Consider the following 21444-nt stretch of genomic DNA (forward strand, 5'->3'; position numbering starts at 1 on the left):
TCGATCCACCGGTCAACGCGAATGCAGACAGCGCCGGGCCACGCCCGGCGAACCGATGACATGGCTCAGCCACCTCGAGCCGGCGGTTCACCATAGAAGCGCCGCAGATGCGCGGCGACATCGGGCAGCGCTTCGGCCAGCACGTCCGGAGCGGAGAAGTGGTACTCGCTGGCGACCGCGAAGAACTCCTCCGGTGCTTCGGCGGCATACGGGTCGATCAGCGTCTCCTGGCCGGCATCCACCTGCGCGCAGAACGCATCGTAGGACTGCTGGAAGACAGCAGCCCACTCACGTTGCCAAGCACGCGGCAGCGGCGGTGTGCCGTCCATCGCGCCGTCAAGCGCATCGAGCTTGTGCACCATCTCGTGCACGGCCACGCAGTAGCCCTCGTGCGGTGCGGCCAGATCGGCCTGCACGTCGGCCCAGGACAGGATCAACGGCCCGCTGTCCCACGATTCGCCGATCAGCTCGTCGTCCCATTCGTGCAGCACGCCCGCCGCATCCATGTGGCTGCGATGCACGCGGAATGCGTCGGGGTACACGATCAGCTGCGACCAGCCCTGCAGCCCCACCTCGCCGAACTCGAGCAGTGGCAGGCAGCACAGGGCCGCCAGCAGCACGCCGTCGGCGGCCTGCAGCTGCAGGTTGCCGATCGGGGTGATGGTCTTCTCATGCAGGAAGCGCGCCGCCAGCGTGCGCAGCCGGGCGCGTCGTTCGTCGGAAAGCCCCTGCAGCCATGCCGCACGGCGGCAGGCCTCATCCCAGTATGCGTCTTCGATCGGCCGCGGTGCGGGCCGCAGCCACTGCAGCAACGACTTGATCAGCGGAACATTCCCGGCAGGTAGCTGTGCCACTTCGGCGCACGCAGCCGCTGCAGCATGTCCTCATCGCTGCCGCCACCGCCGGTGCTGGTGGCGCTGCTGGCCGCCGGGCGTGCCGGAGCAGGCTTGGCCGTGGTGGTCGATGCCGTCGGTGCGCGCTGCGAGGCGGCATCGCCGTTGGAGGACACACAGGCGCCGCGGCTGTCATCCAGTGCTGCTGTGGCCGACGCCGCGAAGGGCATCGTCAGCAGGATCAGGCAATGGGCATAACGGCGCATTGACGACATCCACGTTAAGGGAAGGTGAGTTCCCGATTCTAGCCCGAACCCGGCACCGGATTGGAAGCCCGCCGCCGGCCCCGTGGCGGGCGTCGCTGGCGGCTTTCCCGCATAATTCCGTCCTGACTTCGTGGAAGCTGCCGTGGACGATCGCCAATTGCTGGCCAAACTCGCTGCCGGTCGCCTGTCCGGCGACGCCCTGGCCCGTGAGCTGGGCCAGACCCGGGCGGCAATTTGGAAGCGCATTCAAGGGCTTAGGGCCGCAGGTGTCGATATCGAGGGCCGTGCCGGCGAAGGCTATGGCCTGACCCGCCCGGTCGAGCTGCTGGACCCGGCGACCATCCGTGCCGCCCTGCCGGCCGATGCCCTGTCCCTGCTGCATGACCTGCAGGTGGCCTGGACGGTGGATTCCACCAATGCCGAATTGCTGCGGTGCAGCGCGCCCCAGCGCGGGGTCAGCGTCCTGCTGGCCGAACGCCAGACCGGAGGGCGGGGGCGGCGCGGCCGCACCTGGGCCTCGCCGCTGGCGGCCCACGTCTATCTGTCGGTGCTGCGCCTGTTCTCCGGGGGCCTTGGCCGGCTGGCGGGGCTGAGCCTGGTTGCCGGTATCGCCGTGGCCGAAGCGCTGCACGATCTGGGTTTCACCCAGGCGCAGCTGAAGTGGCCGAATGATCTGATCGTAGATGGCCGTCGCAAGCTGGTCGGCCTGCTCGCCGAGGGCGGCGGCGAATACGCCGGTCCGGCTCGCGCGGTGATCGGCATCGGCATCAACACGCACATGCCGCCCTCGTTCGCCGAGCAGATCACCCAGCCCTGGGTGGATCTGGACACACTGGCCGGCGCGCCGGTCGACCGCAACATCGTCGTCGCCGCCGTGCTTGCACGGCTGCTGCCGGCGCTGGAGGAATTCGATCGCGAAGGGCTGGCCCCGTTCCTGCCGCGCTACGCCGCCTTCGACATGCTGGCCGGCCGCGAGGTGCGCGTCGAGCTGGAGGGGCAGTGGCAGCACGGCACCGCACTGGGCCTGGCCGATGACGGCGCGCTGCGCGTGAGCATCGACGGCTGCGAGCGCCGCCTGCATGCCGGCGAAGTCACGGTGAGGGCGGCATGAGCGACTGGTTGTTCGACCTCGGCAATTCGCGCTTCAAGTTCGCGCCGTTGCAGGGGGATCGCGCGGGTGACGTACAGGCCTGGGCGCATGGCGCCGAAGGCATGGCCGGGCAGCCGCCGCACAGCCTGCCCAGCGGCGCGACGGCGTTCGTCGCCAGCGTGGCCGCACCTTCGCTGACCAGCGCCATGCTGGACCAGCTGCAGCGGCGCTTCGACCACGTGCATGTGGTGCGCACCAGCGCCGAATGCGCAGGCGTGCGCATCGCCTACGCGCGCCCGGAGAAGTTCGGCGTGGATCGCTTCCTTGCCCTGCTGGCCGCCGCCAAGGCGCAGCGCCCGGTGCTGGTGGTGGGCGTGGGCACGGCGCTGACCATCGACCTGCTCGATGCCCGTGGCCAGCATCACGGCGGCCGCATCGCCGCATCACCCACCACCATGCGCGAAGCACTGCACGCGCGCGCCGTGCAGCTGCCCGCCAGTGGCGGCGATTACAGCGAGTTTGCCAATGACACCGCCGATGCACTCGCCTCCGGTTGCGATGGTGCCGCGGTGGCGCTGGTCGAGCGCAGCGCGCAGCAGGCGCAGGCACTGCTGGGTGTGATGCCGTCGCTGCTGGTGCACGGTGGCGGCGCGCCCGCGCTGATGCCATTGCTGGACGGCGCCGACTACCACCCCTCGCTGGTGCTGGACGGCCTCGCCCGCTGGGCGGTGCACCAGCCCGCAGGCTAGTATCCGCGCATGCTCACCCGTGCCCTGATCGTCGTTCTGGCCATCCTCAATCTTGGCGTTGCCTGCTGGTGGCTGCTGCGCGATGCGCCGCAGAAGCCTGCGCCGCCACCGCGGCCCGCCGGCGTGGCGGAACTGCGCTGGGTGCCCGGCGGCACCGATGCGGCGGTGGCCGCGCAGGCATCGTCGGAGGCATCGGCGCCAGCCTTGGTGGAGCGCGAACCCGCAGCGGCGACCGCCGTGGCGTCCACTCCTGCCCCTGCCGCGCCGGCCAAGCCGCAAGCCGAACCGGCCAAAGCGCCGGGTGCGGAGGCAACCTCCAGCCCGACGCCAGCGCCGGCGCCGGTCGCACCGCCGGTCGCGCAGGCGCCTGCCGCCAGCGAGCCGCCGCGCTGCATCGCGCTGGGTCCGTTCGCCGATCGTGCCGCCGCCAGCGCGGCGCAGGGCCGGGCCGGCGCACTGCTCAGCCAGGCGCGCCTGCGCGAGCAGCCGGCCGCCAGCGGCAGTGCCCGCTACCGCGTGCTGCTGCCGGCCGCCGCCAGCCGCGAAGAGGCGCAGGCCACGGTCAAGCGCATCGTCGCTGCGGGCCTGGGCGACTACTACATCATCAGCCAGGGTGAGGACGCCAACGCCGTGGCGCTGGGCCAGTACCGCAACCGCGAAGGCGCCGAGCGGCGTATCGCTGCGGTGCAGGCCGCCGGCTTCCAGCCGCGCCTGGTAGCCAGCGGTGATGCCGGCCAGTGGTGGCTGGACGGGCAGCTGGCCGGCACCGCACAGCCTGCGCAGGTACAGCAGCGCAGCGGCGCCGCCCGGCAACAGTCGCTGGAATGCGCGCGACTGCGCTAGAATCCCCCCACTGCGGCGCTGCCGCCGGTGCGTCACCCATGCCGCTTTAGCTCAGTTGGTAGAGCAACTGTCTTGTAAACAGTAGGTCATCCGTTCGATTCGGATAAGCGGCACCATCCCGCAGTCGCTCGCTTCCGCAGCGTTCTTTCTCCTGTGGCGAATTGCAGCGCGTTTGCCAGGCGCCGGAGTCGCATACGCAGGGCTGTCAAAAAGAAGAGTGAACTCGAAGCATTTGACGTGGCCACGCATCTTCGTACGCCTGAAGAAATGGCCGCCTATCTCGATGCCTGCATCGTTGAAAGCAATGGCGATTCGGCCTTCACTGCCAAGACACTGGGCGATATCGCACGTGCCCTATCGGGCGCTGTCCGGCGAGCGGAGTCCTGATTTCGCGACCGCTGCCTGAGCGGCACGCGCTCGCGCACACGATCTCCCGGGCGCGGCTTGCTCAGCCCGGAATGCGGGCGATCACCTTGATCTCGAAGTCGAATCCGGCAAGCCAGTTGACGCCCACCGCCGTCCAGTTGGGATAGGGCTTCTCGGGGAAGACCTCGCTCTTTACGGTCATGACGGTTCCGAACTGGTTCTGCGGGTCCGTATGGAAGGTGGTCACGTCGACGATGTCGTCAAGCCCGCAACCACCGGCCTTCAGGGTTGCCTCCAGGTTCGCGAAGGCCAGGCGGACCTGCGCCTCGAAGTCGGGCTCGGGTGTCCCGTCGCTGCGGCTGCCCACCTGGCCGGACACGAACAGCAGGTCACCCGACTGGATCGCAGCCGAATAGGTCTGCGAGGTGTACAGGTCCTGCCGGCCGGCCGGGAAAACGGCATTGCGCTTGCTCATGGGATTCTCCAGAAGGGGATCGATGAGCCCTAAGGTAGTCCTCTCGATTGGCTGGATAAACGCCTATAAAGCGCCATCACTATTTGCCGAATCAAAACAATTGGCGGTCGTGGCGCGGCTCATGCCGCATGCAATTGCAGCTCCACATACTCCGCCAGCCCCCGGCAGGCCAGCAGCAGGCCTTCGCGCGCGCCGTTGCCGATGTCGTCCTTTTCGGCGCCATCCACACGTACGCGCTCGGCGGCGTGGAATACCTCCAGCAGCGTGATCAGGCCGGCGGCGGCGCGGTCGGTACGCGCACGGGTCACGCCCTGGCCTGGGCTGGGCACGGAGCCCTTCCACGGTTGGCCATCGGCGGCATCGCCGCTGCGGATGCGCTGCAGGCAGCCCACCAGCGTGATTGGCTCAGGCAGATCAACGGCAGCGGAAAGCGCAGCTTCCAGAGGCTCGGCCAGTTCGCGGGGCAGGTGCTCGGCGGCATCGCCCAGAGTGGCAAGCAGATAGGGGTAGCGGGGTGCGGTCATGGGACATCCTCATGCGGAACAGAGGCGCCACCCGCAGAGGGTGGCGGACGATGCGTGGTTCCAATACCGGAGTCGATGAACCGGCGGGCACAAGGCCCCCACGCACCGCCCGCCGTAGATCGGCAGACGGATTGCCAGCCGGCGCCACCCCGAGACAGGTGGCGCCGACTGACAAGCGTAAACAACATCGACTTCCGGGATTGGAGCCCGGGCCACCCGTTGTCGGTGGCGATTCATCATGCGCACGCGCAAACACCGCCCGCCAGTCATTCTTTCCAATGACTTCGTGCGATTCGAAAGAAAAAATGAATTATCGCTTTTGACCTGTTTCGCGCGATGTAAAGGCAAAAGCGACATCCTGCGCGATGCCTTTGCAATGGCGGATTCCAGTGATTCCCACGCACGGCAATGGACGCGACATACGCGAAGTAAAGCTGGCTTAACCGGTGCGGCAGACCGAGCCAGCACGATGCTAACGGCAATGGCCGGCAAGTGCAGCGCCGATCCTGATGGTGCTGAAGGATCGGCGCTGCGGTAGACGCCACAGTGTTGCCATCCGCCCAGCCTGGGTGCCCTGCCATCTGCGCATGCGTCGTCATGGCCCATCGCTCACGTGCGGGCTGGCTACATCGCCCACGGGCGCCCGGACGTGCCGATTCCGACACTGCGTTGCCGTGCGGTGTTCCGCAACCGCCGACCGCGTCTGCCCTGCTGCACCGCCGCGAGTCGTGTCACACAGCTCTGGCTAGACTGTGCTTCTTTTTCCGTTGCAGGAGGCACCCATGGCCCATCCCATTTCCGTCTCGTTGATCGGCGTCCCCACCGATGTCGGGGCCGGCCATCGGGGCGCGCGGCTGGGGCCGGAAGCGCTGCGCGTGGCGGGCCTGCCGGAGGCGCTGGCGGCGCGCGGTGTGGACGTGCGCGATCTGGGCAACCTGGACGGCCCGCGCAACCCGTGGACCGAGCCGGTCGAAGGCTACCGCCATCTGGACGAGGTGGTGGCCTGGAACCATGCACTGATGGAGGCCAGCTATGCCGAGCTGCAGGCCGGGCGCATGCCGATCATGCTCGGCGGCGACCATTGCCTGGGCATCGGCTCGATCACCGCAGTGGCCCGCTGGTGCCGCGAGCAGGGTAAGACCCTGCGCGTGCTGTGGCTGGATGCACACTCGGACTTCAACACCAGTGATGTCACGCCCTCGGGCAACATCCACGGCATGCCGGTGGCCTGCCTGTGCGGGCTGGGGCCGGAGGCACTGACCCGTCTGGGCGGCAGTGCGCCGGCAATCACGCCCGCCCAGGTGCACCAGATCGGCATCCGCTCGGTGGACCCGGAAGAGAAGCGCCTGATCAAGACCCACAAGGTCGATGTCTACGACATGCGCTACATCGATGAGAACGGCATGAAGCGCACCGTGGAGGCCGCGCTCGCCGGAATCGATGACAGCACCCATCTGCATGTCAGCTTCGATGTCGACTTCCTCGACCCGAGCATCGCACCCGGCGTCGGCACCACGGTGCCGGGCGGGGTGAACTACCGCGAAGCGCAGCTGGTGATGGAAATGATCGCCGACAGCGGGCGCATGGGGTCGCTGGATATCGTCGAGCTCAATCCGCTGCTGGACAAGCAGAACGCCACCGCCGAACTGGCCGTGGACCTGGTGGAAAGCCTGTTCGGCAAATCCACGCTGATGCGCGATTGAGGGCATCCCTGAACGGATCGCCGATCCGTTCACACCCGCTGCACGCCGCAGCCGCCAGATTGCACCTCACGCGGCGGCGGTGGCTTCGGCCCCTGCCTGCCGAGCGACAGAACCCCATCCGCGTTGTAGCGGTGAAGCGGCGAACCCAAGGAGAAGCCCATGAAGCGCGTAGTTGCCCTGATGCTGTTGTCGATGTTCTCGGTGGCCATGCTGGCCGGCTGCAACACCGTTGCCGGTGCCGGCAAGGACGTGCAGAAGGCCGGTGAAAAGGTCGAGGATGCCGCCAAGGGCAACTAAGCCCGACGCGGTGTGGAACAGAAAAAGGCCGGGATCTTCCCGGCCTTTTCTGTGCGTGTGTGCTGCCGTGTTGTTGCCATCGCGTGTGGCGATGGAGTGAACCATTCAAGCACGTGAGCATGTGTTTCATGAGCGGTTGACCGCCTTTCAACAGCGGATGCGGGAAGCTGCAGTCACGGTAAGAACGCCGTTGCAACCAAGGATTCCCAGCAATGAACAAAGACATCATTTCCGGCAAGTGGTCGCAGCTGAAGGGCAAGGCCCAGGCCAAGTGGGGCGATCTGACCAACGACGATTTCGATGTGGCCGAGGGCAATGCCGAATATCTGGCCGGCCGCCTGCAGGAACGGTATGGCTGGGCCAAGGACCGCGCCGAGAAGGAAGTCCGTGATTTCGAAGACAGCGTGCGCAAGGACTACCCGGACTACAAGTAAGCAGCCGGCGGTAAGCGGTTCCCCCACGTCGACGCCCGCACCCTCTGGTGCGGGCGTCGTGCTGTCAGGGACTCAACGTGTCGGCGGATCCGGCACGTAGCGGTTCGGAAACGCCTGCGGCTCGCGCGGCAGGCGCGAAGGCGGGTCGAGCACGATGCCGCGTGCGCGCAGCGCGCGTGCGCTGTCGTAACGCAGCTGCACGACCTGCGCCGGCGTGCGGCTGGCCCGTTCGAATGCGGTATCACGCACCGAGGAGCGTTCGCGCGCGCCGTGACCGGTGCCCAGCGACGGTGCCTGCGACCGCGCTGAGTAGCCGTCCATGCGACTGGCGCTGGCGTCCGCAGCGGATTCCGCAGCGGCCGGCGCCGGGGCGCCACGGCGCAGCAGCGGCTCCGGTCGGAGCGGCCAGCGACGGGCCTCCTCGAACACCGCCGCGCCGATCACCCCGATGTTGTCCGCACGGCCGGTACGGCTGGCATAGCTGCCACTGGGGCTGCTGAAGACGAACTGCGCCACTTCATCCTGGCTCTTGCGCCAGCCGGTGATGTCGGCGCGCTGGCCGGGGTTGAGCACATAGCCGGTCTGCGACGGGTCGGCATCTTCGCCGGAGATGGCATTGATGCCATCCACCGAGAGCACCACCAGCACCCGCCGCGGGCTGTCGTTGTACAGGCGTACCGCATAGCGATGGCCGCGCTCGCCCGCCACCCAGCGCTGTCCATCGGCTGCATGGCTGCGCAGTTCGGTGCCGCGGTCGCGGTCGATCAGGGTCATCCGCACAGGGCCGTCCTGCGGCATCGGCGGTGGCGGCGGAACCGGGCGGAAGCCGGCCAGGGGCAGGATCAGCAGCAGGGGCAGCAGGCGTTTCATGTGGGAACTCCGGTGGGCTCGGGTGAATGAACGACCCGCAGGCCCTGACGGGGTTGGCCGTGGGCACGGTAAACTGGTTCCGTTCATCGAAGGTTTCCCCACGCAGTCATGACGACCCGAGTCCTTACCGGCATCACCCCCTCCGGCACCCCCCATCTGGGCAACTACGTTGGCGCCATCCGTCCGGCCATCGCGGCCAGCCGCACCCCGGGGATCGAGAGCTTCTTCTTCCTGGCCGACCTGCACAGCCTGATCAAGGCGCAGGATCCGCAGCGCACCCAGCGCGCGACCCTGGAGATCGCAGCCAGCTGGCTGGCCTGCGGCCTGGATCCGGAACACGTCTGGTTCTACCGCCAGAGCGACATCCGCGAAACCACCGAACTGATGTGGTTCCTGACCGCGATCGCCAGCAAGGGCATCCTCAATCGTGCCCATGCCTACAAGGCAGCGGTGGACAAGAACCGCGAGGAAGGCCTGGACGAGGATGCCGGCGTCAGCGCCGGGCTGTTCATGTACCCGGTGCTGATGGCTGCCGACATCCTGATCTTCAAGGCCAACCAGGTGCCGGTCGGTCGTGACCAGATCCAGCACATCGAGATGGCCCGCGACTTCGCCCAGCGCTTCAATCACGTCTACGGCAAGGAATACTTCCCGCTGCCGGAGGTGGTGATCGATGAGCAGGTGGCCACGCTGGCCGGCCTCGACGGCCGCAAGATGAGCAAGAGCTACCACAACACCATTCCGCTGTTCGCGCCGCGCGAGGAGCTGAAGAAGCTGGTGTTCTCGATCCTGACCGACTCGCGCGCACCGGGTGAGCCCAAGGACACCGAGGGCTCGGCGCTGTTCCAGATGTACCAGGCCTTCGCCACGCCGGAGCAGACCGCTGCTTTCGCCCGGGCATTCGCCGAGGGCATCAGCTGGGGCGATGCCAAGCAGCAGTTGTTCGAGCGCATCGACGGTGAGCTGTCACCGTTGCGCGAGCGTTACAACGCGCTGATGGCCGAGCCGGAAAAGATCGAGGCGCTGCTGAAGCGCCGTGGCCAGCAGCTGCGCGAGACGTTCGCGATGCCGCTGCTGGATGAGCTGCGGCACGCCGTGGGGTTGCGCGACCTGTCCACCGCCGGCGACATCGCCAGCGAGGATGCCGGCGCTGCCCGCGTGGCGCCGCCGCAGTTCAAGCAGTACCGCGAGAAGGATGGTCGCTTCTACTTCAAGCTGACCGCCGGCGACGGCACGCTGCTGATGCAGAGCATTGGTTTTGATTCGCCGCGCGATGCCGGCCAGTTGATCGCGGTGATCAAGCAGGCCGAGCAGGGTGATGCGCTGCAGAGCGAGCTGTTCAAGCTGGAGGCGGAGGTTGACGCGGTCCTGGCGGCGCTGGCGGTGCTGCGCGAAGATGCCTGAGCGGAGGGTGCTGTAACGCCGGGCCCATGCCCGGCGGCGCTACCTGATGCACCCCGCCGGGCATGGCCCGGCGCTACCGGTGGATCTGGAGCCGGGCATGGCCCGGCGCTACCGATGGATGTGGAGCCGGGCATCGGGCCCGGCGCTATGGAAGGAGTCTGCGATGGCGTGGTTGTCGCTGCTGCTTTTCCTGCCCTGGTTCGTCGTGCTGGGCAGCCTGTACTGGCTGTTCCCGCGCCAGCCGCGCACGACGCGGCGGCGCCTGTTCGATGGCCTGGTGCTGTTGCTGGCCTTTGTTCTGAGCATCGTGGCGATGCTGTGGGGCCACCACCTGGGCCTGGTGCAGACCGACGCGGGGCCGATCTGGCCGCAGGTGCTGGCGGTGCTCTATGCCTACGGCGCTTTCCTGGCGGTGCTGGTGCTGGCACTGCTGCTGCGACCGCGATGGTTGTAGTCCGGGGCAGAGTGCGTGCCTCCGACCAAAGCCGCATCGAACCGGTCCTGCCTGCGCGCCTACCATGGACGCCTGATTCCGATTCCGCCAGGTGCGTGCCGATGACCGCCGACCCCAGCATCCACACCATCGATACCGGCTTCCAACGTCCCGACTTCGATGCGGCCTACCTGATCGTCGAGAACGGGCGGGGCGCCTTCGTGGACTGTGGCACCGGCCTGTCCGTGCCGGCGATGCTGCGGGCGCTGTCCGATGCCGGCCTGCAGCCCGACGCGGTGGACTGGCTTCTGCTCACCCATGTGCATCTGGACCATGCCGGCGGTGCGGGCCTGTTGATGCAGCAGCTGCCCAATGCCCGGGCCGTGCTGCATCCGCGCGGTGCGCCGCACATGATCGATCCGACCCGGCTGATCGCAGGCGCCACCGCGGTCTACGGCGCGGAGGAGATCGCACGCAGCTATGGCCGCATCGAGGCGATTCCCGAGCACCGCGTCGTGGTGGCCGAGGATGGCCATCGCCTCGATCTTGCCGGACGCGAACTGCTCCTGCTGCATACGCCCGGCCACGCACTGCACCACTACTGCGTATGGGATGCGCGCAGCCGCAGCTGGTTCACCGGCGATACCTTCGGTATCTCCTACCGCGAACTGGACAGCGCGCAGGGCGCCTTCATTTTTCCGACCTCTTCGCCCGTGCAGTTCGATCCCGAAGCGATGAAGGCGTCGATCCAGCGCATGCTCGACTACGATCCGCAGTCGATGTACCTCACCCACTATGGTCGCGTGGAGCAGGTGCAGCGGCTGGCCGGCGACCTGTTCGAGCAGATCGATGCGATGGCGGCGATCGGCCGCCAGTGCGACGAGCGGCCCGACCGCCATCGCTGCCTGCTGGCGGCGCTGCAGGCCCTGTACCTGGAGCGCGCGCAGCAGCATGGCTGTGTGCTGGATGACGCGGCGGTGGTGGCCGTGCTGGCCATGGACATCGAGCTCAACGCGCAGGGCCTGGCCTGCTGGCTGGATCGCGAGCGCCGCTGACGGAGCGGGACTGCGGCCGGCACTGCTGTCACGTTACACTCTGGTGACTTCCCATCCTGCCGTGGTATTGCCGTGAACCCGATGCGCGTGTTGCTGCTGTCGTCCTGCCTGTTCGTGGGTGGCCTGGCCCAGGCGGCCAATGACCTTCCCGGCGGCGGTATCGACCCGCAGGCGCTGTCGCGCCACGTGCGTGTACTGGCGTCGGACGAATTCGAGGGCCGCGCTCCGGCCAGCGAAGGCGAAGAGCGCACCGTGCAGTACCTGATCGAGCAGTTCCGCAGCTATGGCCTGCAACCCGGCGGCGTGGACGGCAGCTGGGTGCAGGCGGTGCCGCTGGTGCGTGCGCAGCTGGAGGGTCCGGCCACGGCCAGCCTGGCGTTGAAGCAGGGCCGCCGCGCCCTGGTCAATGGCGTGGATGTGACCCTGCAGAGCCTGCAGCCGCGCGCCCGGGTGCAGATCAAGGATGCGCCGCTGGTGTTCGTGGGCTACGGCATCGACGCACCGGAACGCCATTGGAACGACTACAAGGACATTGACCTGCACGGCAAGATTGCCGTGGTGCTGATCAATGATGCCGATTTCGAGGCCGACGCTCCCGGCGCGTTCGATGGCAAGGCAGTGACCTACTACGGCCGCTGGACCTACAAGTTCGAGGAGGCTGCGCGCCGCGGCGCTGAAGGTGTGCTGATCGTGCACGAGACCGCACCTGCGGCTTATGGCTGGGCGACGGTGAAGAGCTCGGGCACTTCGCCGTTGTTCGATATCGAGCGCAGCCAGGCCGAGGCGATGGCCCAGCACACACCGCTGCGCGGCTGGATGCAGCGCGAGCTGGCCGAGGCGATCTTCGCCGACGCCGGCCTCGATTTCGAGGCGGAGAAGCGCAAGGCGATGCGTGCCGACTTCCGTCCGGTGGCCCTGGACAACGCGCGGCTGAGCGTCGATTTCGCCCTCAAGCGCGAACAGGTGGTGACCCGCAACGTCGTGGCCAAGCTGCCGGGTGGCGAGCACGGCGATGAAGCGGTGATCTTCTCGGCGCACTGGGACGCTTTCGGCATCGGCCAGCCCGATGCGAAGGGCGACCGCGTGCGCCGTGGCGCCATCGACAACGCCACCGGCGTGGCCACCGTGCTGGAACTGGGCCGCGTGTTCGCGGCCGGCCCGCAGCCGCAGCGCACGCTGTACTTCGTGGCGCTGACGGCTGAAGAAAAGGGATTGCTGGGGGCCAGCTACTACGCCGCGCATCCGCTGGCGCCGCTGGACAAGACCGCTGCCGTACTGAACATCGAGATGTTCAGCCCGGACGGGCCGACCCGTGACATCGCTTCGTGGGGCAAGGGCCGGGTATCGCTGGAAGGCGACCTGGAGCGGGTGGCCAAGGCACGCGGCCGCAGCTACAGCCCGGACCCCAACCTGGAGGCCGGTTTCTTCTACCGCGCCGACCATTTCGCCTTCGCCCGGCTGGGTGTACCGGCGATCACCATCGGCCCGGGCCTGGACAAGCTGGACGGCGGCGTGGAAGCAGGGCGCGCGCTGCGCGAGAAGTACTTCGCCGACTGCTATCACCAGGCCTGCGACGCGTGGACGCCGGGCTGGGATCCCAGCGGTCATGCCGCCGATACGCTGCTGGTCTACGACCTGGGCGCGGAGCTGGCCAACAGCCGGCGCTGGCCGACCTGGGAGAAGGACTCCGAGTTCCGCGCTGCCCGCGACAAGAGCGAGGCGGCACGCCGCTGACGGCTAGCGCCTGCGCAGCAGCGTCCAGGCACCCCATGCGCTGGCGGCCAATGCCGCCAGGTAGCAGGTGATCATGGTGCCGAGGCTGACCGTGCGCAGGCCGCTGAAGCGGCCGAGCAGGTTCATCCGCAGCGAGCTGTGACCGCTGTCCAGGTCCACTGCCAGCTGCACTGCCAGCGCGCTGGCGAACACCAGAAGGGCGATGCCGAAGCCGGTGCGTGGCCAGCGCGCCTGCGCGCGCGGGCGTCGCAGCAGCCAGGCCAGCGTGGTTGCCACCGCCAGCAGCAGGGCGGCCCACATCAGGGGCGTGGCGGGAGATGCGGCAGCCACCGGCATTGCACCGGTGGCTGCCATCAGCACGGCATCCTTACTTGCGGGTGCCGTCGAGCCAGTTCGGGCCCTTGTTGGTGAGGAAGAACACATAGACCACCAACGATACCGCGATGGTGGCAGTGACATAGATGGCGAACCAGTCCACGTGGCCGGTCTTCAGCGCGCCCTGGTACAGCAGCGGGGCCGTACCGCCGAACAGCGAGTTGGCCAGCGCGTAGCCCAGGCCCACGCCCAGTGCCCGAACGTGGGTCGGGAACAGTTCGGCCTTCACCACGGCGTTGATCGAGGTGTAGCCGGTGAGGATGACGAAGCCCAGCGCCAGGGTGAGGAAAGCGAGGGTGGCATCGTGCTGGTGCGGCAGCTGCGTGATCAGGTACCAGCTATACAGCACGCCGCCCACGCCGAAGAACACCAGCAGGCTCTTGCGCCCGATGATGTCCGACAGCCAGCCGCCGACCGGTTGCAGCACCATCAGGAAGGCCAGCACGCCCAGGTTGATCAGGGTGCCGGTCATCGGGTCGTCGCCTGCGAAGGCGCTCTGGATCATCTTCGGGCCGTTCACCGAGTAGGTGTAGAAGGCAATGGTGCCGCCGGCGGTGATCAGGAAGCACAGCAGCAGCGGGCGCCACTGGTGCACGAACAGTTCGTACATCGAACCGGATTTCTTGGCCTTGCCTTCGCGCGCGGCCTCGATCGAGGATTCTTCCAGCGACTCATCCATGCCACGGCGCAGCCAGAACACCACGACCGCGGCGATGCCACCGATGCCGAAGGCGATGCGCCAGCCGAACTCAGAGATCTCCGGCTTGCCCCAGACGTTCAGCATCAGGAACAGGGTCAGCTGGGCCAGCACATGGCCGCCGACCAGGGTGACGTAGTGGAAGGAGGACAGGAAGCCACGACGACCCGGAATGGCGGCCTCGGACATGTAGGTGGCGCTCGCGCCGTACTCGCCACCGGTGGCGAAGCCCTGCAGCAGGCGCGCGAACAGCAGGATGATCGCCGCCCAGATGCCGATGCTGGCGGCAGTGGGGGTGATGGCGATGATGAAGGAGCAGAACGCCATCAGCGTGACCGATACGGTCAGGGCCAGGCGACGGCCATGGCGGTCGGCGAAGCGGCCGAAGAACCAGGCGCCGATCGGGCGCATCAGGAAGGTCGCGGCGAAGATCGCCCAGACGTACATCGTGGAGTTCTTGTCTTCCGGCGAGAAGAACTGCGACTCGAAGTACACGGCGAACACCGAGTACACGTAGACGTCATACCACTCCACCAGGTTGCCGGCGGAGCCTTTGAGGGTATTGGAGATCGAGCGGCGCAATGCGGCGCCGTCGTTCGCGGGAACAGCAGGGTGGGGCGTGGTGCTCATCTGGGCGGGGATCCTCGATGCGATAGCGTCCGTGCGCGGAAAATACAGCGTCCGACCATGGGGTGGCGCAGCCGGGCAGCCTTCTTGGTACTGCATGACCCGTCAACGCGGGGTGGCAGGCCAGGACAGGGTGCATGGATGGACGACAGCGTGCCACCTTGCGGGGTGCCGGACCATACTCAAAACGTCCTAGAATCCGCCTTCCCCCGGTCCCTTGGTGCGTCATGTCGGCTCCCCCTGTTCCGTCTGCGGCTGCCCCCCGGGGCGGCCTTGTCGTGTTGGCGCTGCTGCTGGTCTACGTGGTCTGGGGCTCGACCTATCTCGGTATCGCCAAGGCCCTGCACGGCGGTGCGCTGCCGCTGACGATGGTCTCTGGCAGCCGCTTCATCATCGCCGGGGGCCTGATGTACCTGGCGCTGCGCCTGTTCTGGAAAATGCCGAAGCCGACATTGCGGCAGTGGCGCAGCCTGGTGCTCATGGGGGTGACCATGCTGGTGCTGGGCAACGGCATGGTGGTGCTGGCCGAACGCGATGTGTCGTCCGGCCTGGCGGCCACGGCGGTGGCATCGGTGCCCCTGTGGATGGCGCTGTTCTCGGCGCTGCGCGGCCAGCACGCCAGCCGTGGCGAATGGCTGGGCATCGCCATCGGCTTCCTCGGCGTTGTCTGGCTGAATGCGGGCAGCAGCCTGACGGCGACGCCCACCGGGCTGGTGCTGCTGCTGATCGCACCGATCGGCTGGGCCTTCGGCTCGGTGTGGGCGCGCGGCCTGGACCTGCCTGGCCCGTTCATGACGGCCGCCGGGCAGATGATCTGCGGCGGCGTGCTGCTGGTGCTGATCGGGCTGGCGGTGGGTGAGCGGCCCACCACACTGCCCGATACCGGTGGCCTGCTGGCCATCGCCTATCTGTGCGTGTTCGGCTCGATCGTCGCGTTCACGGCCTACGTGTGGCTGCTGCAGAACGTACGCCCGGCGCTGGCCGGCAGCTACGCCTACGTCAACCCGGTGATCGCGGTGCTGCTGGGCGCAGCCCTCAACAGCGAACGCTTCGGCTGGCGCGACGTGCTGGCGATGGTGGTGATTCTGCTGGGCGTGGTGGTACTGACAATGGCAAGGACGCGCAAGCGATGAGCATCGACGAGACAGAACAACGCCGGGGCCTGCTGGTCACCGCATCCACCTTCGTGCTGTGGGGACTGGTGCCGGTGTACTGGCACCTGCTCAATGAAGTGCCATCGTTCCAGATCATCGCCCATCGCATCATCTGGAGCACGGTGCTGGTGGTGGCCTGGCTGCTGCTCAGTGCGAAGCTGGGCTGGTGGCGGAAGATCGCCGCGCAGCCGCGCGCGCTGCCGATCCTGGCGGTATCGAGCCTGACCATCGCGTTCAACTGGGGCCTGTACATCTGGGCCGTCAATGCCGGCCACGTGATCGAGACCAGCCTGGGCTACTTCATCAACCCGCTGGTGAACGTGCTGCTGGGGGTGCTGGTGCTGAAGGAACGCCTGCGCCGGCTGCAGTGGGTGGCGGTGGGCATGGCGGCGGTGGGCGTGGCCTGGCTGACCCTCGACGCTGGCACGCCGCCGTGGATCGCGCTGGGCCTGGCCTGTTCGTTCGGCCTGTACGGCCTGCTGCGCAAGCTGGTCTCGGTCGATCCCGTAGCCGGGCTGGGCGTGGAAAGCCTGTATCTGTTCCTGCCTGCGCTGGCGTTCGCGGTCTGGGCCGAGAATGGCCACGGTGGCGGATTCTTCAGCGGCTGGGGCCTGCGCAACGATCTGCTGCTGATCTTCGGCGGCGTGGTCACCGCCGTGCCGCTGATCGGTTTCGCCTACGGTGTGAAGCGCATCGCGCTGTCGCTGGTGGGCATCCTGCAGTACATCGCACCGAGCCTGCAGCTGCTGCTCGGCGTGTTCTTCTTCCACGAATCGTTCGACATGGCCAAGGCCGTCGGTTTTGCAGCGATCTGGGCCGGACTGCTGCTGTTCATCGGTGACAACCTGCGCACGATGCGGGCGGCAAAGCGCTGAGCCGGAAAGCAACGCGGGACGGAGCACCGGCCCCGTCCCGCGTCCGCGCCGCCTCCGCTGGCGGCGCACGCATCAGGTTTCGCGTAGTGCCGTGGTGATCGGCAGGCGGGCGGCGCGCAGCGCCGGGAACAGGCCACCGACCAGGCCGATGCCCAGCGCCCACTTCAGCCCCGTCCACAGCAGTTCCGGCGACACGTGGAACTTGAACACCACCGCGCTGAAGTTGCTGCCGATGGTGGACACGCTGTAGCCATTGAACAGCAGCCATGCCACCGTGCAGCCCAGCAGGCCGCCGAGCAGGGCCAGCAGCATCGTTTCCAGCATCACCGCGGTCACCACCGGCAGTCCGCGGAAACCAATCGCGCGCATGGTGGCGATTTCGCGCGCACGCGTGGCCACGGCGGCATACATGGTGTTGAGCGCGCCGAACACCGCGCCCACCGCCATGATCGTACCGATCACCTTGCCGAGGATGTCGATCAGCTTGGTCAGGCCGCCACCCTGCTTGCTGTAGTACGCACGGGTGGTTTCCACGTCCAGCTTCAGGCGCGGATCGGCGGCGACGGCGGCCTTGAACTGATCGAAGCCGGGCTTGCCCTCGGTACGCACGCTGATCGACTGCCAGGCACTGCGCTGGTACGTGGTGGCCAGGGTATCGGCGTCGGTCCACAGTTCGGAGTCATGCGCATCACCGGTGGCGAACACACCGACCACCGTCCAGGTCTGGTTGCCCAGGGTGAGCGTTTTGCCGACCTCCATGTCGCGGAACTGGCCCTTGGCGCCCTGGCCGACCACGATCTCGCGCAGGCCGGTGGCGAACTTGCGGCCTTCGATGATCTTGACCTTGTCATGCACCGCCCACGCCTGCGGCCCGACGCCCCGGAACTGCGCGTTGACGTCGGTACCGTCCGATTTGGAGACCAGGTTGACCACCTGCGAGAGTTCAGGCGAGAGCAGTGGCCGTCCCTGTGCATCGCGGCTGATGCCGGGCAGGGTGGACAGGGTCGGTACCTGCTCGCGGGTGATGACCGAATTGGTTTCCGCCTGCGAACCACCGCGCAGCACGATGGCGGTGGTGTCATCGCCGGTGTTGTTGAGCGTGGCCTGGAAGCCTTCGCCCATCGCCAGCATCGCCACCAACACCCCGACCACGCCGGCGATGCCCACCACGATCACCGAGGATGCCCCCCAGCGCTGCGGCAGGCTGGCGATGCCGATGCGGGTGGCGGCCAGGGCCAGCCGCCCGCTGCGGGTCAGCGCCAGCCACAGCCCGACCAGCACCGCCACGGCAAGCACGCCCACCCACGGCAGGCCGATCCATACCGCCAGGCCGATTGCCAGCGCCAGCACGGTCACCGTGTTGCCGAACCACTTCTTGAGCTTGTTCTTGAACATGTCGGTGTCCTCCTCAGCGGCCGGCCAGTGCGTCGACGATCTTCAGGCGCTTGGCGCGCAGCGCCGGCAGCAGGCCGACGACCGCGCCGATCACCACGATCAGGCCCAAGCCCATCAGCCAGGTCGGGGTGGGGATGTGCGGCGGCAGCAGGCCCATGCTCTTCGGGCCGATGGCGGGCAGGATCAGTGCCGCCAGGCCCATGCCGATCAGGCCACCGAGACCGATCAGCAGCACCGATTCGATCATCACCAGTATCAGCACCGTGCTGTCCTTGAAGCCCAGTGTCTTCAGCGTGGCCAGCTCCGGCACGCGCTCGCGTACGGCCTGCGCCATGGTGTTGCCGGTCAGCAGCAGCAGGGTGAAGAACACCGCACCCATGATCGAGGTGACGATCATGCCGATGTCGGCGAACTGCTTGACGAAGGCCTGCTGGAACGCCGATTCGGTCTGGGTCTTGGTCTCGTGGTCGGAGTTGGCGGAAATCGCATCGATGGCCTGCGCCACCCGCGAAGAATGGTCGGGGTTGTCGAGCGTCACCGTGTACCAGCTGACCTGGTTCTTGATGTAGTCGTTGGACTCATCGAAGTATTTCCAGTTCATCATCAGCTGGCGCTCTTCGTTGGAAGCCTGCGCCGGATCCTTGGAACGGAAGATGCCCTTCAGTTCCAGCGGCCAGTCGTTGCTGCCGCCGCGCGGGAAGATCGTCGCCTGCAGCGGGATGGTATCGCCGACTTTCCAGCCGAACTGCTTGGCCAGGGTCTCGCCGACGATCGCACCGGTGCGGGTGTTCTTCCAGTCTTCCAGCTGCGCCGGGTCGATCTGCAGTTCGCGGTAGACGTCGAAGTAGTTGGGCGATACCGAGAAGTTCGGGAAGAAGTTCTTCGGATCCTGGTAGATGCCGCCGAACCACATGCCATAGGCCACGTCGCGCACGCCCGCCACCTGGCGGATCTGCGTTTCCAGGCGGATCGGCAGCGACTGGGTGATCGACAGGCGCGAGGCCACCACCAGGCGGTTGGCCCCTTCCACGCTGCCACCGGAGGTGAATGCCACGCGCACCGAGTCGAGCATGCCGAACAGCAGGAACGCGGCCACCACCGACAGCAGGGTCAGCAGGGTCCGGGTGCGGCTGCGGAACAGCTGCGCCCAGACCAGAGAGAAGTATTTCATCGCTGTGGCCTCCGTCAGTGGGCCAGCGGCGCGTCGGCCAGCTCGCCCTTGTCCAGGTGCACCGTGTGCGTGGCGTACTCGGCGGCCTTCGGGTCATGGGTGACCATGATGATGGTCTTGCCGTGTTCGCGGTTGAGCTGCTGCAGCAGGCCCAGGATCTCCTCGGCGGACTGGCGGTCGAGATCGCCGGTGGGTTCGTCGCAGATCAGGAAGGTCGGGTCGGAGACGATCGCACGGGCGATCGCCACGCGCTGCTGCTGACCGCCGGACAGCTCGTTGGGACGATGGTTGCGGCGGTCGGCCAGGCCGACCAGGGTCAGCGCGATCTCGGCGTTGCGGCGGCGCTGCGCGGCATTGAGATGGGTCAGCAGCAGCGGCAGTTCCACGTTCTTCTGCGCGGTCAGCATCGGCATCAGGTTGTAGAACTGGAACACGAAGCCGACGTGGTGGCTGCGCCAGGTCGACAGCTGGCCACCGCTCATCTGGTCGATGCGCTCGCCTTCGATGCTGATCTCGCCGCCGCTGGGATTGTCCAGGCCACCGATCAGATTGAGCAGGGTGGTCTTGCCTGAACCGGACGGCCCCATCAATGCGACGAAGTCGCCGCGGGCGATGTCCAGGTCGATGCCGTGCAGCACCTGCACCTTCTCGGGGCCGCGCTGGTAGGTCTTGGTGATGTTGCGCAGTGAAACCAGGGTCGACATGGGTGGTTCTCCACGTAGGCGGGAAACGGTGACGCACCCCGGCTGCCGGCCGGGCATGCGTGGAACGGTGTCGTTGTCGAACGGTGCCGCTGGCGGCGCCCCGGAAGGCGCCGTGCCGCTACTGCGTTTGCTTCTGCTGGACCCGGGTGCCATCGCGCAGGGTGTCCGGCGGGTTGACCACCACCAGCTCGCCGGCATTCACACCCTTGAGCAGCTGGCGATCCTTGCCCATGGCCTGGCCAGCCTGGACCGTGCGCTGCTGCACGCGGTTCTCGTCGCCGAGCACGAAGGCCACCGATGCACCCTCGCGCTCGACCACCGCGCCTGCCGGCACACGCACGCCCTGCGGCTTGGCTTCAGCCTGCGGCGCTGCCTGTTCCAGGAAGCTGACCCGCACGCCCATCTCCGGCACGATGCGCGGGTCCTTCAGCTTCAGGGCCACGCGCACCTTCACCGTCGCCTTGCCCCGGTCGGCGGTGGGGATGATGGCGATCACCTCGGCCGGAATCTTCCATTCCGGATAGGCATTGAGGATGGCTTCCACCGGCATCTTCGGTTGCACGCGGCCGATGAAGGCTTCGCCGACCTCGACCTCGATCTCCAGCGAATCCATGTCGACGATGGTGCCGATGCCTGTGCGGGTGAAGCCACCACCGGCCGACAGCGGCGAGACGATCTCGCCCGGCTGTGCCGCCTTGGCCGTGACCACGCCGGAGAACGGCGCACGCACGATGTTGTTGTCCACCCCAAGGTCGGCGATCGCCAGCTGGTCGTTGGCCACCTTCACGTTGCGCTGTGCGGTTTCCAGCTGCGCGCGCAGGCTGTCGCGCTGGGCCACGGCCTGGTCGTACTGCGAGCGCGAGACCAGCTGCTGCCCGACCAGCGCCTGCAGCCGGCTGGCCTCTGCCGCCGCCTGCCTCTGCTGTGCCTCCAGTCCGGCCACCTGGCTGCGTGCGGCCTGCAGCTGCGAGGCATACAGACTGCGCTGCGCATCGGCATCGATCGGGTCGAGGGTGGCCATGATCTGTCCCGCCTCCACGCGCATGCCTTCTTCGATCATCACCTCGCGCACCTTGCCGGTGATCTTGGCCGACACCGTAGCCATGCGCCGGGCGACGACATAACCACTGGCATCGAGGACCGAGCTGCTGGCGCTGCCCTGCTGGATGGCGACCGCCGGTGCGGTTTCCACCTGCACGGCCGGTGTGCGGCCGAACAGCGCGAAGGCGCCTGCGGCCAGGAGCAGGATCACCGCGATCACGGCAATCCACAGCCAGCGGCGCCCGCCGCCACCACCACCAGAGGCAGGCGGGGGCGACTTGCGTTCGATACGGAGTTCCTTCAACAGCTCGGCAGAAGCGTTCATTCGT

24 protein-coding genes and 1 tRNA gene are annotated in these 21444 nt (G+C 67.4%); 14 read left to right on the forward strand and 11 right to left on the reverse strand.

Annotation, left to right across the window (positions count from 1 at the left end):
• Positions 1-65 precede the first annotated feature (65 nt).
• Positions 66-812 (reverse strand): M90 family metallopeptidase, encoded by a 747-nt coding sequence (locus tag AC5P5M_RS15315; protein WP_111186500.1) that lies wholly within the window; start codon positions 810-812, stop codon positions 66-68.
• 8 nt (positions 813-820) lie between these two features.
• Positions 821-1099 carry a hypothetical protein gene (locus tag AC5P5M_RS15320; RefSeq protein WP_053520154.1) on the reverse strand — a complete coding sequence of 93 codons (279 nt, stop codon included), beginning with the start codon at positions 1097-1099 and terminating at the stop codon, positions 821-823.
• A 142-nt stretch (positions 1100-1241) separates the two neighbouring features.
• Here AC5P5M_RS15320 and birA point away from each other — a divergent pair, with 142 nt between their 5' ends.
• The 4 genes from birA to AC5P5M_RS15340 all read left to right on the forward strand — a co-directional run bounded on the left by birA (position 1242) and on the right by AC5P5M_RS15340 (position 3897).
• Positions 1242-2210, forward strand: a complete 969-nt coding sequence (gene birA, locus AC5P5M_RS15325; RefSeq protein ID WP_053520153.1) for a bifunctional biotin--[acetyl-CoA-carboxylase] ligase/biotin operon repressor BirA — start codon at positions 1242-1244, stop codon at positions 2208-2210.
• A complete protein-coding gene (locus AC5P5M_RS15330) occupies positions 2207-2938 on the forward strand; it encodes a type III pantothenate kinase (protein ID WP_053520152.1) in 732 nt (243 codons plus the stop codon). The genes birA and AC5P5M_RS15330 overlap by 4 nt, the downstream gene beginning before the upstream one ends.
• Before the next feature lie 9 nt (positions 2939-2947).
• Positions 2948-3781: an SPOR domain-containing protein gene (locus AC5P5M_RS15335; protein WP_461289684.1), complete on the forward strand. Its 834-nt coding sequence runs from the start codon at positions 2948-2950 to the stop codon at positions 3779-3781.
• Between the two features lie 40 nt (positions 3782-3821).
• Positions 3822-3897 (forward strand) — tRNA-Thr (locus tag AC5P5M_RS15340).
• A gap of 332 nt (positions 3898-4229) precedes the next feature.
• Here the strand turns inward: AC5P5M_RS15340 and AC5P5M_RS15345 are convergent.
• Complete coding sequence (locus AC5P5M_RS15345; RefSeq protein WP_053520150.1) at positions 4230-4622, reverse strand: RidA family protein; 393 nt, start codon at positions 4620-4622, stop codon at positions 4230-4232.
• Positions 4623-4741: 119 nt separating this feature from the next.
• A complete protein-coding gene (locus tag AC5P5M_RS15350; RefSeq protein WP_346475661.1) occupies positions 4742-5146 on the reverse strand; it encodes a hypothetical protein in 405 nt (134 codons plus the stop codon).
• Between the two features lie 238 nt (positions 5147-5384).
• On the opposite strand from AC5P5M_RS15350, the gene AC5P5M_RS15355 reads away from it, so the two are divergent.
• The 4 genes from AC5P5M_RS15355 (at position 5385) to AC5P5M_RS15370 (ending at position 7580) form a co-directional block, all read left to right on the forward strand.
• The gene (locus AC5P5M_RS15355) at positions 5385-5684 is read left to right on the forward strand and encodes a hypothetical protein (protein WP_154582393.1); all 300 of its coding nucleotides are present in this window, start codon (positions 5385-5387) and stop codon (positions 5682-5684) included.
• A gap of 244 nt (positions 5685-5928) precedes the next feature.
• The gene (gene rocF, locus AC5P5M_RS15360) at positions 5929-6849 is read left to right on the forward strand and encodes an arginase (RefSeq protein WP_193395758.1); all 921 of its coding nucleotides are present in this window, start codon (positions 5929-5931) and stop codon (positions 6847-6849) included.
• Positions 6850-7008: 159 nt separating this feature from the next.
• Positions 7009-7146, forward strand: coding sequence for an entericidin A/B family lipoprotein (locus AC5P5M_RS15365; protein WP_053520147.1), 138 nt, complete (start codon positions 7009-7011; stop codon positions 7144-7146).
• A gap of 212 nt (positions 7147-7358) precedes the next feature.
• The gene (locus tag AC5P5M_RS15370; protein WP_019661831.1) at positions 7359-7580 is read left to right on the forward strand and encodes a CsbD family protein; all 222 of its coding nucleotides are present in this window, start codon (positions 7359-7361) and stop codon (positions 7578-7580) included.
• A gap of 72 nt (positions 7581-7652) precedes the next feature.
• On the opposite strand, the gene AC5P5M_RS15375 is transcribed toward AC5P5M_RS15370, so the two are convergent.
• Positions 7653-8450 carry a hypothetical protein gene (locus AC5P5M_RS15375; protein ID WP_065174207.1) on the reverse strand — a complete coding sequence of 266 codons (798 nt, stop codon included), beginning with the start codon at positions 8448-8450 and terminating at the stop codon, positions 7653-7655.
• A gap of 108 nt (positions 8451-8558) precedes the next feature.
• On the opposite strand from AC5P5M_RS15375, the gene AC5P5M_RS15380 reads away from it, so the two are divergent.
• The 4 genes from AC5P5M_RS15380 to AC5P5M_RS15395 all read left to right on the forward strand — a co-directional run bounded on the left by AC5P5M_RS15380 (position 8559) and on the right by AC5P5M_RS15395 (position 13076).
• Positions 8559-9854, forward strand: coding sequence for a tryptophan--tRNA ligase (locus tag AC5P5M_RS15380; protein WP_164151213.1), 1296 nt, complete (start codon positions 8559-8561; stop codon positions 9852-9854).
• Between the two features lie 163 nt (positions 9855-10017).
• Positions 10018-10308 carry a hypothetical protein gene (locus tag AC5P5M_RS15385; RefSeq protein ID WP_053520144.1) on the forward strand — a complete coding sequence of 97 codons (291 nt, stop codon included), beginning with the start codon at positions 10018-10020 and terminating at the stop codon, positions 10306-10308.
• A gap of 101 nt (positions 10309-10409) precedes the next feature.
• The gene (locus AC5P5M_RS15390; RefSeq protein ID WP_414487967.1) at positions 10410-11342 is read left to right on the forward strand and encodes an MBL fold metallo-hydrolase; all 933 of its coding nucleotides are present in this window, start codon (positions 10410-10412) and stop codon (positions 11340-11342) included.
• 81 nt (positions 11343-11423) lie between these two features.
• Complete coding sequence (locus tag AC5P5M_RS15395) at positions 11424-13076, forward strand: M28 family metallopeptidase (RefSeq protein ID WP_495206126.1); 1653 nt, start codon at positions 11424-11426, stop codon at positions 13074-13076.
• Between the two features lie 3 nt (positions 13077-13079).
• On the opposite strand, the gene AC5P5M_RS15400 is transcribed toward AC5P5M_RS15395, so the two are convergent.
• Entirely contained in the window at positions 13080-13430 is a 351-nt protein-coding gene (locus AC5P5M_RS15400) for a hypothetical protein (RefSeq protein WP_495206109.1), read from the reverse strand.
• A gap of 13 nt (positions 13431-13443) precedes the next feature.
• Positions 13444-14778: an MFS transporter gene (locus AC5P5M_RS15405; RefSeq protein ID WP_111186492.1), complete on the reverse strand. Its 1335-nt coding sequence runs from the start codon at positions 14776-14778 to the stop codon at positions 13444-13446.
• A gap of 224 nt (positions 14779-15002) precedes the next feature.
• On the opposite strand from AC5P5M_RS15405, the gene yedA reads away from it, so the two are divergent.
• Complete coding sequence (yedA, locus tag AC5P5M_RS15410; RefSeq protein WP_495206110.1) at positions 15003-15908, forward strand: drug/metabolite exporter YedA; 906 nt, start codon at positions 15003-15005, stop codon at positions 15906-15908.
• Entirely contained in the window at positions 15905-16804 is a 900-nt protein-coding gene (gene rarD, locus AC5P5M_RS15415; RefSeq protein WP_053516550.1) for an EamA family transporter RarD, read from the forward strand. Before yedA ends, rarD begins: the two co-directional genes overlap by 4 nt.
• A 72-nt stretch (positions 16805-16876) precedes the next feature.
• Here rarD and AC5P5M_RS15420 read toward each other — a convergent pair whose 3' ends face one another.
• The 4 genes from AC5P5M_RS15420 to AC5P5M_RS15435 form a co-directional block, all read right to left on the reverse strand.
• Positions 16877-18199, reverse strand: coding sequence for an ABC transporter permease (locus AC5P5M_RS15420; RefSeq protein ID WP_495206111.1), 1323 nt, complete (start codon positions 18197-18199; stop codon positions 16877-16879).
• A 13-nt stretch (positions 18200-18212) separates the two neighbouring features.
• Positions 18213-19370: an ABC transporter permease gene (locus AC5P5M_RS15425; protein ID WP_053516548.1), complete on the reverse strand. Its 1158-nt coding sequence runs from the start codon at positions 19368-19370 to the stop codon at positions 18213-18215.
• Between the two features lie 14 nt (positions 19371-19384).
• A complete protein-coding gene (locus AC5P5M_RS15430) occupies positions 19385-20074 on the reverse strand; it encodes an ABC transporter ATP-binding protein (RefSeq protein ID WP_053516547.1) in 690 nt (229 codons plus the stop codon).
• A gap of 118 nt (positions 20075-20192) precedes the next feature.
• Entirely contained in the window at positions 20193-21440 is a 1248-nt protein-coding gene (locus AC5P5M_RS15435) for an efflux RND transporter periplasmic adaptor subunit (RefSeq protein ID WP_263176894.1), read from the reverse strand.
• Between the last annotated feature and the right edge of the window lie 4 nt (positions 21441-21444).

The sequence above is a fragment of the Stenotrophomonas sp. YJH_SMC_106-19 genome, from assembly GCF_059368375.1.